The 15,747-nt window shown below is 56.7% G+C and carries 14 protein-coding genes; 9 read left to right on the forward strand and 5 right to left on the reverse strand.

Annotated elements, in window-relative coordinates; all coding sequences use genetic code 11:
• Positions 1-11 precede the first annotated feature (11 nt).
• The 4 genes from hemW to OQH67_RS12420 all read left to right on the forward strand — a co-directional run bounded on the left by hemW (position 12) and on the right by OQH67_RS12420 (position 4,340).
• Positions 12-1,121 (forward strand): radical SAM family heme chaperone HemW, encoded by a 1,110-nt coding sequence (gene hemW / locus OQH67_RS12405; protein WP_215435133.1) that lies wholly within the window; start codon positions 12-14, stop codon positions 1,119-1,121.
• Positions 1,122-1,243: 122 nt separating this feature from the next.
• A complete protein-coding gene (locus OQH67_RS12410; RefSeq protein WP_215435132.1) occupies positions 1,244-2,068 on the forward strand; it encodes a hypothetical protein in 825 nt (274 codons plus the stop codon).
• 33 nt (positions 2,069-2,101) lie between these two features.
• A complete protein-coding gene (locus OQH67_RS12415) occupies positions 2,102-3,694 on the forward strand; it encodes a hypothetical protein (protein ID WP_215435131.1) in 1,593 nt (530 codons plus the stop codon).
• A gap of 7 nt (positions 3,695-3,701) precedes the next feature.
• A complete protein-coding gene (locus OQH67_RS12420; RefSeq protein WP_215435130.1) occupies positions 3,702-4,340 on the forward strand; it encodes a hypothetical protein in 639 nt (212 codons plus the stop codon).
• 26 nt (positions 4,341-4,366) lie between these two features.
• On the opposite strand, the gene OQH67_RS12425 is transcribed toward OQH67_RS12420, so the two are convergent.
• Positions 4,367-5,143, reverse strand: coding sequence for a hypothetical protein (locus OQH67_RS12425; protein ID WP_215435129.1), 777 nt, complete (start codon positions 5,141-5,143; stop codon positions 4,367-4,369).
• A gap of 34 nt (positions 5,144-5,177) precedes the next feature.
• Positions 5,178-6,458, reverse strand: a complete 1,281-nt coding sequence (serS, locus tag OQH67_RS12430; protein WP_067573094.1) for a serine--tRNA ligase — start codon at positions 6,456-6,458, stop codon at positions 5,178-5,180.
• An 879-nt stretch (positions 6,459-7,337) separates the two neighbouring features.
• Here serS and OQH67_RS12435 point away from each other — a divergent pair.
• Positions 7,338-8,444, forward strand: a complete 1,107-nt coding sequence (locus OQH67_RS12435; protein WP_215435128.1) for a zinc-dependent alcohol dehydrogenase — start codon at positions 7,338-7,340, stop codon at positions 8,442-8,444.
• Between the two features lie 114 nt (positions 8,445-8,558).
• On the opposite strand, the gene OQH67_RS12440 is transcribed toward OQH67_RS12435, so the two are convergent.
• The 3 genes from OQH67_RS12440 to OQH67_RS12450 all read right to left on the reverse strand — a co-directional run bounded on the left by OQH67_RS12440 (position 8,559) and on the right by OQH67_RS12450 (position 10,155).
• Positions 8,559-8,777, reverse strand: coding sequence for a hypothetical protein (locus OQH67_RS12440; protein WP_215435127.1), 219 nt, complete (start codon positions 8,775-8,777; stop codon positions 8,559-8,561).
• Positions 8,762-9,028 carry a hypothetical protein gene (locus OQH67_RS12445; protein ID WP_215435126.1) on the reverse strand — a complete coding sequence of 89 codons (267 nt, stop codon included), beginning with the start codon at positions 9,026-9,028 and terminating at the stop codon, positions 8,762-8,764. The genes OQH67_RS12440 and OQH67_RS12445 overlap by 16 nt, the downstream gene beginning before the upstream one ends.
• A gap of 269 nt (positions 9,029-9,297) precedes the next feature.
• Complete coding sequence (locus OQH67_RS12450; protein WP_215435125.1) at positions 9,298-10,155, reverse strand: carbon-nitrogen hydrolase; 858 nt, start codon at positions 10,153-10,155, stop codon at positions 9,298-9,300.
• Between the two features lie 103 nt (positions 10,156-10,258).
• On the opposite strand from OQH67_RS12450, the gene OQH67_RS12455 reads away from it, so the two are divergent.
• The 4 genes from OQH67_RS12455 to OQH67_RS12470 all read left to right on the forward strand — a co-directional run bounded on the left by OQH67_RS12455 (position 10,259) and on the right by OQH67_RS12470 (position 15,734).
• Positions 10,259-11,263: an AAA family ATPase gene (locus tag OQH67_RS12455; RefSeq protein WP_215435124.1), complete on the forward strand. Its 1,005-nt coding sequence runs from the start codon at positions 10,259-10,261 to the stop codon at positions 11,261-11,263.
• Between the two features lie 37 nt (positions 11,264-11,300).
• On the forward strand, positions 11,301-12,209 hold the full coding sequence (locus OQH67_RS12460) for a DUF58 domain-containing protein (protein WP_215435123.1): 909 nt from the start codon (positions 11,301-11,303) through the stop codon (positions 12,207-12,209).
• A gap of 116 nt (positions 12,210-12,325) precedes the next feature.
• Positions 12,326-12,901: an aminoacyl-tRNA hydrolase gene (gene pth, locus OQH67_RS12465; RefSeq protein ID WP_215435122.1), complete on the forward strand. Its 576-nt coding sequence runs from the start codon at positions 12,326-12,328 to the stop codon at positions 12,899-12,901.
• 307 nt (positions 12,902-13,208) lie between these two features.
• Positions 13,209-15,734, forward strand: coding sequence for a transglycosylase domain-containing protein (locus OQH67_RS12470; protein ID WP_215435121.1), 2,526 nt, complete (start codon positions 13,209-13,211; stop codon positions 15,732-15,734).
• Positions 15,735-15,747 lie beyond the last annotated feature (13 nt).

Below are 15,747 nucleotides of genomic sequence, written 5' to 3' on the forward strand. Positions count from 1 at the left end.
TTCTCCGCCCCGTGCATCTCTACGTCCACATTCCCTTCTGCCACCGCATTTGCCCGTACTGTGCGTTTTTCAAGCACACGCCGGCTTCCACAGACATGAAGCTCTTCATCCGTGCGCTGGCGCGGGAGGCGGAATTCCGCGCCGCGGCTCTGTCGGCCAGCCGCGGCGGCGAGACTTCCACGCTCTACTTCGGAGGAGGGACGCCCTCCATGCTGTCGGACACGCATCTGGGGAACCTCATGGAATCCCTGGACAGGCTGATCCCCGTGGACAGCCTGGACGAATTCTCCTTTGAAGCCAATCCGGCTACCTTTACGGAAAAAAAAGTCCGCTTCTGGCGCAGCCTGGGCATGAACCGCGTTTCCCTGGGCGTCCAATCCCTGGACGCCCGCATCCTGCGCCTGCTGGGCCGGGAACATACGCCGGAACAGGCCCTCCGCTCCGTGGAGATGCTCCACAACGCCGGAATGCCCCACGTCAACATGGACCTCATGTTCGCCATTCCGGGGCAAAGCCTCTCCGTCTGGGAAAACACGCTGAGGGAAGCCGTCCGCGCCGGAACGGACCACATCTCCGCCTACAACCTCACCTATGAGGAAGACACGGAATTCTTCCGCAGCCTGTCCCGCGGAGAAAAAATCCAGGACCCGGACGAGGACGCAGCCTACTTTGAACTGGCGGAAAACATTCTGGAAGCCGCGGGAATGCGGCATTACGAAACCTCCAACTACGCCAGGGAAGGCGCGCGGTCTCCGCACAACATGGCCTACTGGAAGGGGGAGGACTATGTAGGCATCGGCCCCGGCGCGGTCAGCACCATCGACGGCGTGCGCTACTCCAACACGCGGAATACGGAAACCTACATCCGCACCACGCTGGAAAACGGCCTGCCGGAATCCGAATGGGAACCCGTCACTGCGGAAGACTACCGCCTGGAGCGCATCGCCCTCATGCTCCGCACGGACGAAGGGCTTCCCCTGAAATACCTCCTGCCGGAAGCCCTGCCCCTGCTGGAACGTTACCGTTCTCTGGAACTGGCGGACGTCTCCGCGGAACAATGCCTCATCCTGAAAGGCCGCGGCCGCCTCCTGGTGGACGCCATCGCTGCGGAATTGTGCTGATTGCTATTCCTTTATTAGCTTAATATTCTTAAGTTAATGAGGAATAAAAAATAAATGAAATTGATTTCGTGACATTTTCATTTATTTATATCTTTTATTACTCATAAATAGATGGATTGTCCATGTATTCGCTGTTCCATATGCCCTCTGCTACTTTTTTAACGGGATTTGTTCTCCTGTTACAGGCTCCTTTTAATCAAGCATCAGGAGCTCACCCCTCGGAATCGGCGCAGAAAACTCAAACACTCATCCTGCCCTTTTATCTGAAACCCGAACCTCTGTCTGAAAAAAAACTGGTCTTCCGGAGATCACTCTCTTCCTTTCCTTTTTATGAAAAAAATCCGAGAATACATCACTTCGTCAGGGAATATCCAGGGCTAACTTTCGACGAAGGCGTCTCTCTTTTCGTCCAGCGTAATGCCCTGGGACAAACGCCCGGGGACGTGTGCGCCAGACTTCATGAATTGACAGCTTTGATGCAGCATAGGAACATGAAATCACGACAATGGAGCTCCTGTCTTACGGGATTTCTGGAAAATGCCTTTCTCCGGACCTATTCTTTCCGTTACGCGCCTATTGATCTGGAAGCTCTATCGCTTTGCGCCCTGATAGAACTGGAAATGGAAGATGGCTGCCCATCAAGCCTGCGGACGCGAATTTTAAAAATTTGGGAAACCGCGGCTATCTCTATGGAAAAAGGGAACACCCGGCAAAAAAAACTGGCTTCACTGTTGTTTATAAGAACTCTTCAGCATGGAAAAGAAGACCATTACCTGATGGCTCGTTGTGGATACCGCCTTGCCAATCTTTACATACGCCTGAAGGAACCTCAAAAAGCCCAATGGGCGGCGTCATTCATACCGCCTATACGCGGCATGGAAGACGCCCGTTCTTTAATTCAAAAGTGGACTACTCCCCCTTCCAAGAAAAAAAAGCGTAGAAAATAAACCAACAAATCAATAAACCCATATAACTCCTCTATGAATCAACTACTTACTTCCCAACATTTATCTCAAATTCCGCTTTTGCTTTTATTCTCCTGCATCATGGCATTCATCTCATTTCACGCAAAAGGCCAGCAGGTTTATGAAGGAAAAACGACGCTGGAACAGACTCTAGCCCCTGTCGAAGTAGTTAACGATCTCTCTCAGCTTGCGGATAAATTAAAACAATGCTGTGCCGGAGAATTGAAAATTCCAAATACAACGAAAGTCACTGATCCCAAATCTCCCTTTACTATTCCTTATAACGGGAAAATTTCTCTCAAGGATTTTAAGGATGAACGTATTACCCAACCTACTACTGTTGCTTGGCTTTCATTGGTTTCCGACGACGGGTGCGACATTGCCTATACCACAGGGGACGGAGAAAAAACAGACTGGTTAAAAGAACACGGAAAAGGACATGACATTTCCAAAGGGCGCCGGGATTGCCCGCATATCTTAAAAGCGGGTTCTTACAATTTCCAAATCAAATATTCACAAACCTATTACAATCCCAAGCCGGGCACAAGTGACCTAGACGGCATCAGTCTTGTAGTCTCCCCCATTGTGGTGGACGTTTGTATTGGAGAAAAAACTATCCCATACCGTAAAAGCCACCTCTTCCTGGAGAAAAAAACAGAACTCCGGCTTGCCATCAATAAAGTCTATCTGGCAAAAGGTCCTTCCGAAAATTCCGGAGACGTATCCATCAAATGGGAAGCCCAAACTTACTCCAAATGTCCGCAAAGATTTAATGGAGTCATTCTGGCGCGCAACCATACTTTTCAACCCAACAACGGCGCCTGGAAACCTATCGGCAAAGGTCCATGCATCACCTATACTCCGACGGAAGCGGAACTAATTCGTGTCACCATTGGTGATAAAATCTTTTATTACGAAGGCGTTCCCAACCGTTTAGGAGAAATTTACTGGGCTATTCGCCCTTGTCAGGGTCTGCCCATAGCAAACCATCACTTTCTTCTTTTTATCCCCGACGATCCGGAAAAATTCAATCTGCCAAATCCTGGACTTGCCAATTGCACAGCTATTCCAAGAATGAAAATTATTACTATTGGAGGTGATGCAGGAGACGAAATCAAATATAGGAAAAGAACTAAAATAAATTTTGTTCTTGGAGCCGTAGTATATACAAAAATAATTGAACCGCTTTCTAAACCATATAAAAAAGCTGGAGTTCTTGATAAATATGATGAATGTTTAACTGATATGTCTTACCATAAGAACGACCAAGCTGATGTATTAGCTGTTGAAAACTGGTATAAAAATCAACATAAGCAAAATTTCACTAATTTTACTGATTTTCAGATTAATAAAAATAACGCCTATTTTCAAAAAGTTCTTCATTTTTCTCAAGCTTATGATGAAAAAGAAAGATATAAAACTCTTCCTTGCAATTATCCTAATATCACTCCAACATCGCAGGATTACGGTTCAAATTGTGCATCTCTGGTTTCCTCCATTTTACGCTATACAGGAGCTACATTGGAACAAATTATTCAAGCAGCCAATACAAATGGGATTGATGTTGGAGAACGGCGGTTGATTCCTATAAATCATTTCAATCAATAATTAAAATATGAAAAATATAAAAACCATCGCACTTATATACGCCTTGTTCACGTATTGCTCTGCATGTTACGGAGATATTTTCAAAATCAACAGAATAGGACCGGAAATATTAGAGGCAGATCCTGAAGTATTAAAAAACCTTTCCTACGATCCGCCTGGCCAGGATTTGCTCTCCAATGAACAAAACAGGGAAGCGTGGCAAACCTTTGTAAAAACCTATGAAACGCCCGTTCGCAAGGTGCAGGACTGGTACAATTCCATCACAGACAAGGATTCCGCCGATGCCGCGGCGGATTCTTTCAACAAGGATGTCCTCCCCATCTTGAAAAAGCTTACGGGGCGTTCCACCGATATGAAGAAACAGGTTCTGGCCATTCCCGCCTCTCCTGAAATGCAGAAATTTATCCTTCTACGTATCCTCCAACTTCAAAGCCGCCTGCTTGTGATATTCTCTCCCATGAAAGAAGAAAGACAAATGCACAGCAATACATGCTATTGCGGCAGTAAATTGCTTTTTGAAACCATCCTCGGTTTAACAGCGCCAAGCTCCATAGCTATTTCCCAATTCGTTGAATCACGTAGCGAAACCGAGGAAGCCATGAAAGCAACCTTTCAGGAACCATGGTCTTCAGTTCCCCAGCCTTGAGGAAGGAATGCGGATAAAATTTCTTCCTACTCAATCCTGAACTGTCGTGCCATTTTTTTCAGCCACCAGTCGCGGTGGCGCATTTCATCCCGGCTGTTTTCCAGTTCCCTGAGTTCACTGCCGCGCAGCCCACCCTTCATGTATCGTTCGTCCAGCTTGCGCATTTCCTCCCGTGTGTTTTTCCGGAGGGCCTTGTAAAACTGGGCTCCGGTCACCAGAACACCGTCCGCGCCGCTTTTTCCCACCATACCCATGTAAAGTTTTCTCAGCCTGTTGTAGTCCTCCACCACGCGGTTGTATTTCAGGGCGGCATACTGGTAGCGTTCCTTCCAGTCTTCCGGACCAGGATTGACGAGCCGGGACGCCACGGAACCGGGAGGAGGTGAAACTCCCGGCGAAAAGCTTCCGGAAGGCAACGGCGTCAGCGGGGGAGCCTGGGGGACGGATTGCGGCTGCCGCGCCGGAATTCCGCTGCCCGTCATGGAGAGGGGCGCGCGCTCCGTCAGCAAGCCGTCCATGCGCGCCTGCTCCAGAGACTCCAGCAGGCGCTCGCGTTCCTTCTGCAGGACTACATTGGATTCCCTTTCCTCCGACAACGATTTTTTCAGCACCCCCATGCTGCCGGACATTTCCGTATAAACCAGGGCATACGCCCCGATGCAGCCCAGCAGGAAGCCCAGGCCCAACATGATTCCCCTTTCCCTCCACGGCCCCGGCTTCCGCCCCGCAGCCGGAGCCGGATTTTCCGGTTCGTGCCCGGGGGAGGCGGCCAGATAGTGTTCCAGGGGACCCTCGTCAGGCATGGGCTTGATTCAGGGGGGTGGAAGTGAAAATTCGTCAGGGTTGTTCCGGACGGATGCAGTCCGCGCCGAAGTACGGCACGAGCGCTTCCGGAATGCGGATGGAACCGTCCGGCTGCTGGTAGGTTTCCAGCAGGGCCACATACAGGCGCGGCAGAGCCGTTCCCGAGCCGTTCAGCGTATGGCAGAACTGGTTTTTGCCGTCCGCGTCCTTGTAGCGCAGGCGCATGCGGCGCGCCTGATAGTCCGTGAAGCAGGAACAGGAGGAAACTTCCAGATACTGGCCCTGGCCGGGCGCCCATACTTCAATGTCGTACGTTTTAGCGGAGGAAAAGCCGAGGTCGCCCGTGCAGAGTTCAATCACCCTGTAGTGCAGCCCCAGCTTCTGAAGAATGGATTCCGCGTGGCTGCGGAGCACTTCCAGTTCCCGGAAGGAGTCTTCCGGTTTCAGTATCTGCACCAGCTCCACCTTGTCAAACTGGTGGATGCGGATCATGCCGCGGTTGATGCGTCCGGCGCTCCCCGCCTCCCGCCGGAAACAGGGCGTGTACGCGGCCATTTTAACGGGCAGGTCGCTCTCCTGGAGAATGGTGTCCCGGTACAGGTTGGTCACGGGGACTTCCGCCGTGGGGATCAGGAACATCTGCTGGTCTTCCGTCCCGTACATGTCTTCCTCGAACTTGGGAAGCTGGCCCGTGCCTTCCATGCACTCGCGCTTGACGATGAAGGGGACGCCCACTTCCTGGTAACCGTTCTCCACCGTCTGCGTGTTCAGCAGGAAGTTGATCAGGGCGCGTTCCAGACGGGCGCCCGCGCCGCGGTACACCACAAAGCCGGAGCCCGTAATGCGCGTGCCGTCCTCAAAAGAGATCATCCCCAGCCCGGCAGCCAGTTCCACATGGTCCTTCGGGTTGTCAATGGCGGGCTTTTCACCCCACACCTTGATTTCCGGATTGGCCGTTTCATCCGCCCCCACGGGGCATTCCGCGTGCGGCAGGTTGGGAATGTTCATCAGCAGGGAGGTGAGCTGGGCGGAACTTTCCTCCGCCGCCAGGTCCAGTTCCCGGATGCGTTCGCCGATTTCGCGCACGCGCGCTTCCATGGAGGAGGTGTCCTCCCCCTTCTTTTTGAGCATGCCGATCTGCTTGGAGGTGGCATTGCGCTCGGATTGCAAAGTCTGTTTTTCCGTTTCTGCATTGCGGCGAGCTTCGTCGCACGCCAGAACGTCATCGACAAGTTTCCACGCGTCGCCGCTGCGGGGCTTCAGGCGCGCTTTCACTTCCTCCGGATTTTCTCGTATTACACGGATATCGAGCATAACGCGCACAGCTTGCACTTCTTCCCTCCGTCAGGCAAGCCAAATGAACGGCCCCCAACAGAAAAACGCCATCCGCTTCCAGATGTCTCCCAGACGCACGCACACGCTTTACAACCCGTAACTTGCCATCCATGGCCCGATGAAATACATTGACGGGATGGGACCGTGTGCCCTGACATTTTTTGACGGCGACCATCCCCCCATTCTCCTTTGGACTGCGCCTGCGGAAGCTACCGATTCAATGCAGGAATACCACAAAAAGAAACTCATTCAGTATTAGGCACGGCTCCCGGCTCTCTTCCGGTAAAACTCACGACAAGGGGATATGCCGGATTCCCGGCCGCGGAGGATTTGACGGACCGCCCCCGGAAAGACCGTTGCTTTTTGTTCAACCACCATTTCCATGCCTTTTCCCTGTTTTCCCTATACGGAGGCGGCATGCCAGCCAAGACTCCAATCCCGCAAAACGGGGCATTTTCTTTCTCCAGAGCGATTTTCCGAAGATGCTCCGGAAGCCGTCCGCCTTCTCCCCAACGATGGCGGCGGAATTTACAGGAAAGAGATTTCCTTCTTCCGGAGAGAAGGGAAAAACGGATAAGTGGAGTGAAACCGCCCGCTTCACCCCTGGCGTCTCCAGAATACCGCGGGGAGGTTTGACAGAGAAGTTAGGTTTCAGCTGATCTTTTAACCTTGGATTCCGTCGTCATTCCGGCGGGTTCCGTCCGGGAAGGAGGGATTTTATGGACGCTTCCTACTCCGTTTCCGTCTGAAAAACGGCCTCTTCAAGACGCGCTCCCTCCTGATTCCGTCAGACTAATTTACGCCCGGTTTCATTTGTACTTGAAGAGGCCGAAGGCAAAAAGCTAATGTAGGAACACTATGCAACCAACCGCTCGCGTAGCTGTTCTGACAGCTCCCAAGACATTTGAAATCCGTGAATACTCCATTCCCGCCATCGGCGACGACGAAATGCTGATCAAGGTAGAAGCCTGCGGCGTTTGCGGTACGGACGGCCATGAGTACAACCGCGACCCCTTCGGCCTCTGCCCCGTGGTGCTCGGCCATGAAGGCACCGGGGAAATCGTCGCGATGGGGAAAAACATCACCAGGGATACGGCGGGAAATCCCGTGAAACTGGGGGACAAGATCGTCACCTGCATCATTCCCTGCGGCACCTGCGACGCCTGCCTGAACACCCCGGCCCGCACCAACCTGTGCGAAAACGTGGGCGTGTACGGCCTGATGCCTGACGACGACGTTCACCTGAACGGCTACTTCGGGGAGTACATGGTGGTGCGCAAGGGTTCCACGTTCTTCAACGTTTCCAACATGACCCTGGACCAGCGCATCCTGGTGGAGCCCGCCGCCGTCGTGGTCCACTCCCTGGAACGCGCCAAGTCCACGGGGCTGCTCAAGTTCAATTCCGTGGTGCTCGTTCAGGGCTGCGGCCCCATCGGCCTGCTCCAGATCGCCACGCTCCGCACACTGGGCATGGAAACCATCATCGCCGTGGACGGCAACGATTCCCGCCTGGAACTGGCCAAGGAGATGGGCGCCTCCCGCACTTACAATTTTACCCATTACGCCGACCTGAACGCCCTGCTGGACGCCGTGAAGGCGGACAACGGCGGCCGTCTGGCGGATTTCGTGTTCCAGTGCACGGGCGTCGGCAAGGCCGGGGCCAACGCCTGGAAGTTCGTGAAGCGCGGCGGCGGCCTGTGCGAGGTGGGCTTCTTCATGGACGGCGGGGAAAGCGTCATCAACCATCATTTCGACCTCTGCAACAAGGAAGTAACCGCCGTAGGCTCCTGGGTGTATTCCCCGCAGGATTACCCAACCACGTTTGACTTCCTCAAGCGCGCCTACGGAATCGGCCTGCCGCTGACCAAGCTGATTTCCCACCGCTTCAAGCTGGATGAAATCACGGAGGCCCTGGAAACCAACGTCCAGATGAAAGGCATCAAGATCGCCGTCATTTGCGACTAAGCTTTCCCTGCACCTCTCCCCCACTTCCGGGCTGTCGTACTGAAGAGTACGGCAGCCTTTTTTGTCCACTGGAACGGGACCGTCCTCTCCTGTGCCGGAGCGGTTTTCTTGAGGTTAATCGTCATCCTGCGGAAACGCGTCTTTCCAGTCCAGGAACTCGCATTCGTTCGGAGGAGCGTTCACCAGCTTTTTCAATTCCGGAACCAGCGTATTCAATTTGTTTTCAGCCACATCTTTTTCTTCCCCAAAATAACGGGCCTCATTTCCATAGGCGTCACGGCGCAGGGAATAAATTCCCCGGAAGGAACCATCGGGATTCAGCCGGGCCTCCACGGCAAACTGGACAAGCTCCCCGCCCTTCCGTAAAAATCAAATTCATACAGCCAGGTCGCCACGGAGCACCACACGCCCGGTTCCACATCGTCCCACGGATCATTTTCTTCATCGTCGCCATCTTCCCGCCGGGGCAGACCTTGTTCATACCATTCGTTGAGCATGCGGAACAGGTTCAGGACAGCCCCCCGATCCCGGACAGTAATCCGGCATCCTCGTTCAGCCACCGTTTCCGCAAGGCAGTCAACCATTACTTCCCTGCAATCTTCCTCCATCCGGCAAAGAAAACCGGGAACCCATTCCGGCTGCGTTTCCCGTCCGCAACGTTTCCGGTTTCCGAATAAGCACACCCTGATGATTCCCAGGGAAACAGGCACAATTTCCCTCCACGGCACCGGTTCACCACAGCCTTGCACACATGAAGAAACCTTTTCATAACCGATAACGTTTCTTCAGGGAAGCGCCCGGGCGGGGAGCGGACCGCAAAGGGTAAAAACTTTCAGTACGGACTTTCAATATCCTATTTTCCCCAGCGTTCCGTGATTCCGCCGTAGGAGTCGATGCGGCGGTCGCGGAAGAAGGGCCAGATGCGGCGGTGGTCTTCCAGAGCATCCAGGTCCAGATCCGCGTACAGGATGGTTTCATCACTGACGGGAGCCTTGGCGACGATCCGGCCGTAATAGTCCGCCACGAAGGACTGGCCCCAGAATTCGCTTTCCCCTTCCGTGCCCACGCGGTTGACGGCGCAGACGTAGCACCCGTTCGCCACGGCATGCCCGCGCTGGACGGTTTCCCACGCGCAGTGCTGCTGTGAGCCCAGCAGGGGCTTTTCTTCCGGCAGCCAGCCGATGGCCGTGGGGTAAAAGAGTATTTCCGCCCCCTGCATGGCGGTGAGGCGCGCCGCTTCCGGATACCACTGGTCCCAGCAGATGAGCACGCCGATGCGTCCGAATTTGGTGTCGAACGCCTTGTAGCCCAGATCTCCGGGCGTGAAGTAGAATTTTTCCTCGAATCCCGGGTCCTGCGGGATGTGCATTTTGCGGTAGATGCCCAGGAAGGTTCCGTCCGCGTCCACCACCCAGGCGGTGTTGTGGTACAGGCCGGTGGCGCGCTTTTCAAATCCGGAGGCCACGATCACCACGCCCAGTTCCGCCGCCAGCTTCTGATGCGCCGCCGTCAGTTCCCCGGGAACCGGTTCCGCCAGGTCGAACAATTCGCATTCCTCCCTTCTGCAGAAGTATTCCGTGGTGAAGAGTTCCTGGGTGCAGATGATCTGCGCCCCGTTCGCGGCGGCCTCCCGGATGGCGGCTTCCGTTTTTTCCTTGTTCACGGCGGGCCGGGCGTCTGCGGACAGTTGAATGAGTGCGATTTTCGGCATGCCTCTTCCTTACCCTGTTTGCCCCCGCATTCCAAGCAGGGAAAATGCGCGCGACGCAATTATTTGATGGAAAACGCGCTAAAAAATGCTATGAATCCTCAATATGGAACCAGCCAACCCCTCCCTGCCCGCCGACGACGTAGCCGCCATTGACCGTCTCGGCACCATTTACAAGGAACTCTCTGCGGAATTGAGCAAGGTCATCATCGGCCAGCAGCGCGTCGTGGAACTTTTGAGCATCGCCCTGTTTTCCCGGGGCCACGCGCTCCTGATGGGCGTGCCCGGCCTGGCAAAGACCCTGCTGATCAGCTCCGTGGCCAAGACCCTGGACCTCAGCTTCAACCGCATCCAGTTCACCCCGGACCTGATGCCCGCGGACATCACGGGCACGGACATCATCCAGGACGATTCCGCGGGCGGAAAACGCCAGTTCGAGTTTATCAAGGGTCCCGTTTTCGCCAACATCGTGCTGGCGGACGAAATCAACCGCGCCCCCGCCAAAACCCAGTCCGCCCTGCTGGAGGCCATGCAGGAGTACCGCGTCACCGTGATGGGCCGCACCTTCACCCTGCTTCCCCCCTTCTTCGTGCTCGCTACCCAGAACCCCATTGAGCAGGAAGGCACCTACCCCCTGCCGGAAGCCCAGCTCGACCGCTTCATGTTCCTGATTGAAGTGGATTACCCCACGGAAGACGAGGAAATGCGCATCGCCCGGGAAACCACGGGCAACCGCAGCGAGGAGCTGAAGCACATACTCTCCGGAGATGAAATCATCTTTTACCAGGACCTGGTGCGGCGCGTGCCCGTTCCGGAACATATTTACGAATACGCCGTGAAGCTGGTGCGCTCCACCCGCCCCTCCCTGGAGACTTCCCCGGAATGGGTGAAGCAGTACGTCGCCTGGGGCGCAGGCCCGCGCGCCGTGCAGTTCCTGATCCTGGGCGCCAAGACGCGCGCCGCCCTCCAGGGCAGCTACATCGTCCGCAAGGAGGATATCGACGCCATTGTGGAACCCGTGCTGATGCACCGCGTGGTCACGAACTTCGCCGCGGAATCCCAGGGCCTCACGCCGCGCAAGGCTGTCGCCCGCCTGGCCGCGGAAGTCTGACGCGCCGGAACGCATTCACCCCCTTCCCCGACTGTTCATGTCCACGAAGTACCTGAACCACGACCTGCTTTCCCGCCTGGGCAACCTCCCGCTGGAGGCTCGCCAGAGCATGGCGGGGAACGTGTCCGGACGCCACAGGAGCGCCAACCGCGGCTCTTCCGTGGAGTTTGCGGAATACCGCAAGTACGTGGCGGGCGACGACACCCGGCGCCTGGACTGGAAGGCCTACGCCCGCTCGGACCGGTATTACATCAAGGAGTTTGAGGCGGACACCAACCTGCGCGCCTACATCGTCATGGACCTTTCCGGCTCCATGAACTACCACCCGGAACAGGTGGAGTCCAAATACATGCGCGCATGCAGGCTGGCCGCCAACCTGGCCTACATCGGCATCCGGCAGGGGGATGCCGTGGGACTGAGCTTTTCCCAGCAGGGGAAGGACAGCGCCGCGCTGCACATTCCCGCCTCCCGCCGTCCCGCCCACCTGAACGTGCTCATCAGCCAGATGGACACGCACTATCCCCGCGGGGAGACCGTCCTGGCGGAGACGCTGCACGAACTGGCGGAGCGCGTGAGCCGCCGCGCCCTGATCCTGATTTTCTCAGACCTGTTCACGGATACGGCCGAACTTAAAAACGCCATGCGGCACCTCCACTTCCGCAAGCACGACGTGGCCGTGTTCCACCTGGTGGACCAGCTGGAAATAGACTTCGACTTCGACCGCCCCATCCGCTTCGTGGACATGGAAGGGGGCGGCTCCCTGATTACGGAACCGGACCTCATCGCGGACGAGTACCGCACCATCGTCTCCAATTATCTGGAAGAGACGAGAAACATCTGCACGGACATCAACGCGGACTACCGCCTGGTCCGCACCGGGGATTCCCTGGAATCCGTGCTGACGGGGTTCCTGATGGGCCGCCAGAAGAAGAAGGCGGGGAGGTAGAAGCGGCGGCGCTGTCTCACGGAACGGTTGATTGCCGGACGCAAGGGGGGCAGGATGTCCCGCGCGCGTTCCCGGAACGGGTTCCGCCATGTTCATCATTCCTGTTTTTCCCCACCGTGGACGTTACTCCCAAAATCATCGTGGGCCTGGGCAATCCGGGCAAGACTTATGAAGATACCCGGCACAACGCCGGATTCATGGTGGCGGACCGCCTGGCGGCCCACTGGGGATGCGTGTTCAAGACGGACAAACAGCGCAAGTGCGAACTGGCGGCAGGCCCCGGCGTACTGCTGGTGAAGCCGACCACGTTCATGAACGAATCCGGCCTTTGCGTAGGGCCCATGATGCGCTTCTTCAAGCTGGACCCGCGCAGCGTATTCGTCATTCATGACGAGGTGGATTTTCCGCTGGGCGTCATCAAGCTCCGGGAGAAGGGCTCCGCGGGAGGCCACAACGGCCTCAAGTCCCTGATCGCCCACATGGGCACGCAGGAATTCCCGCGGCTGCGCTTCGGCATCGGGCTGCCCCGCGGCAAGGGGGAAATGACGGGGCATGTCCTGGGAAAATTCCGCCCGGAGGAGCGGGAGCTTCTGGACGTCATGGTGGCAAAAGCCGCGGACGCCGTCCTGTACACCATGCAGCACGGGCTGACCAAGGCGGGCAATATCTTCAATACCGTGCAGGATGCGTAGAAGCGTCTTTCCATCGTCCGCCGCCCCTCAGTCTCAGTCCCAATCCGGGCCGAACGCCGCAAGTCCGTACGTCCGTTGAAATTCCTTTAAGTGCAGAAAACAGTTTTTCCCAAAAAGGAGGTGCGTCCGCGGTCCTGTCACCGTCCCGCCGCGGCAAAGGCCCGCGACCATCCGGACGCGGACGGGAGAATGGCGCGGGCACGCATCTTTTTCACCTGCCAACAGTGTATGGTATTGCTAAACAAACCGGAATCCGGTAAGCTTTTTTAAACGGTTTTTTCCTCAGGACAGACCCTGCTACGTATTCATGGCTGAATTAAATTCACAGGCTCCGCGCAGACACGCCCAGGCAAACAAAAGGCGGCATCCCAAGGCCAAGCCCCGGAACCGTTTCCGGGGTTTTGTCAAAAAATTCGTCGCCTGGTGCCTCGTTCTGGCCCTGATCGGCGGCGCCGTGGGGTACTTCGGCTTCATGGCCGCCTGGAAGCGCTACGACAACTGGGCCGCGGAGTTTGACCTGGAACGCATCAACGACGTGGAGAAGCCGAGCATCATTTTTGACCGGAACGGGGAGGAAATAGGCCGCATTTACGTGGAAAACCGCAGTTATGTGACGCTGGATAAAATTTCCCCCGCCATGATCAACGCCCTGGTCGCCCAGGAGGACTCGCGCTTCTGGGAACATCCGGGCTACGATTTCCTGGGGATTCTGAGAGCGGCCAAGGAATACGCCAGCAACAGCGGGGAGGCCAACCAGGGAGCCTCCTCCATCACCCAGCAGCTTGCCAGAAACGCCTACGACCTGAAAAACAGGGCCAAGGCGCGGAACGAAGGAAGCTTTGGCCGCAAGTTTGTGGAAATAGCCCTGGCGCGGCGCATCACGGAACGGTACAGCAAGGAACAAGTGCTGGAGTTTTACATCAACCGCGTGTACTTCGGCAGCGGGTTTTACGGCATCCGGTCCGCCTCCCTGGGGTACTTCGGCAAGGAACCCGCGGACCTGACCACGCGAGAGGCCGCCTCCATCGCCGCCCTGATCAAGAACCCGAACGGCCTGTCCCCCCTCAACAACAAGGAGGGCAACCTGAAATGGCGCAACCACGTGCTCAACCGCATGGCCAGGGAAAAGTACATCACTCCAGAAGAAGCGCAGCGGCTTTCCTCCATGGACCTGGGCCTCAACCCCAAGCCCCTGAAACGCGGAGTCTCCCACATTTACGACCGCATTTACGCGGAAATCACCGCCTATCTGGGTGAGGAGCGCGTCAACGCCGCGGGCCTGAGGATTTACACCACCATTGACAAGAAACTTCAGAACGCTACCGGGAAGGCCCTGTCCCAGGCGCTGGAAAACATTGAAAAACGCCCGGGGTACAGCCACCAGAAAGCCGCGGACTACGACCGCTTCTCAGGCAGCAAGCCCCGCTACCTGGAAGGAGCCGTGCTGATGGTGGACAACCAGTCCGGCGCCGTGCTCGCCTACCACGGAGGCCGCAACCACACGAACCGCCAGTACGACGTCATCAAGGAAGGAGCGCGCCCCACCGGCACGGCCATCCTGCCCTTCCTGTACGCCGCCGCCTTCGACACGGGCAAAAGCCCCGTCACCCGCATTCTGGACGACGCCATCGACAACCGCCTGACCGGCATCGGCGGCTCGGAAGGGATTCTGGGAGAATGGGGGGCGGAAAGCTCCAGGAACCGCTATGAAGGCATGATCACCGCCCACCGCGGCCTGGCCGCCTCCAAGATAGCCGCCTCCCTGCGCATGGGCATGGACATGGGAACGGCCCCCTTCATCAAGAAACTGGCGGACTTCGGCATCCGCAAACCGGTGCGGGAAGCGGGCAGCACGGAGGTAAACCCGGTTTACCGCCCCAAGATTTTCGTGGGAACGGAACCGGCCTCCCTGACGGAAATGACGCTGGCCTACACCGCCATTCCCAACGGAGGCTCTCGTCCGGAAAATATCTACTACCTGGACAGGATAGAGGACGAGGAGGGCCGCCTGATCTGGGAGTCCACCCAGGCCATTGAAACCAGGAACAACGCCCAGGTCCGGAAAGGGGCCGCCTCCACGGCCACGGCCTTCCAGCTTCACAACATCCTGCATTCCTCCCTGAAAAACGGTTCCGCCCAGAGGGTGGCGGACAGCCTGCCCGGAAATTTCAAGGGCGGCGTCAAGACCGGCACCACGTACGACTTCGGGGACAACTGGCTGTTCGGCTATGACGACCGGGTGACCTGCGGCATCTGGATCGGCTTCCTGGAAGGGAAAAAGCCCATCTACAACGGCGCCTTCTCCTCGGACACCTGCGCCTCCATCCTCGGGACGGCCTTTAAGGAATCCGAACGCCTCTTCCCCGCCGGAGAACTGGAGCCCCCGCCCAGCGTGGAGCGCGTGGAAATCTGCCTGACGACCGGAAAGCGGGCCACCCACAGCTGCTACGACATCGACCCGGTGGACAAGAAGTACCGCCGCCATACCATGTTCGAATACCTCCGCAAGGGGGATTCCAGCCTGCCCTTCTGCGACCTGCACGGAGAAGACCCCGCCGCGCCGTCCTCCCCCTTCACGGCGCAGAACCGCATTCTTCCCCTGCCCCCCATCCTGCCCGTCAAGCCCATCCTGCTGGGGGACGATCCCTACCACACGGAACTGAACCAGGGACCGCCCAACCGCAACTTCGAACTGCTGGGCACGAATGAAAACGTGCCGGAAGCGCAGGCCCTTTCCTCCGATCCCGTCGCCCCGGACCACGCGGACACGAGCATCACGCTGCCCGCTCCCAAGCCCATCGCCATTCCGGTTCCGGAATTCATCCACCTGTAACACGCACCTTTCC

The sequence above is a fragment of the Akkermansia biwaensis genome (assembly GCF_026072915.1).
GTDB lineage: Bacteria > Verrucomicrobiota > Verrucomicrobiia > Verrucomicrobiales > Akkermansiaceae > Akkermansia > Akkermansia biwaensis.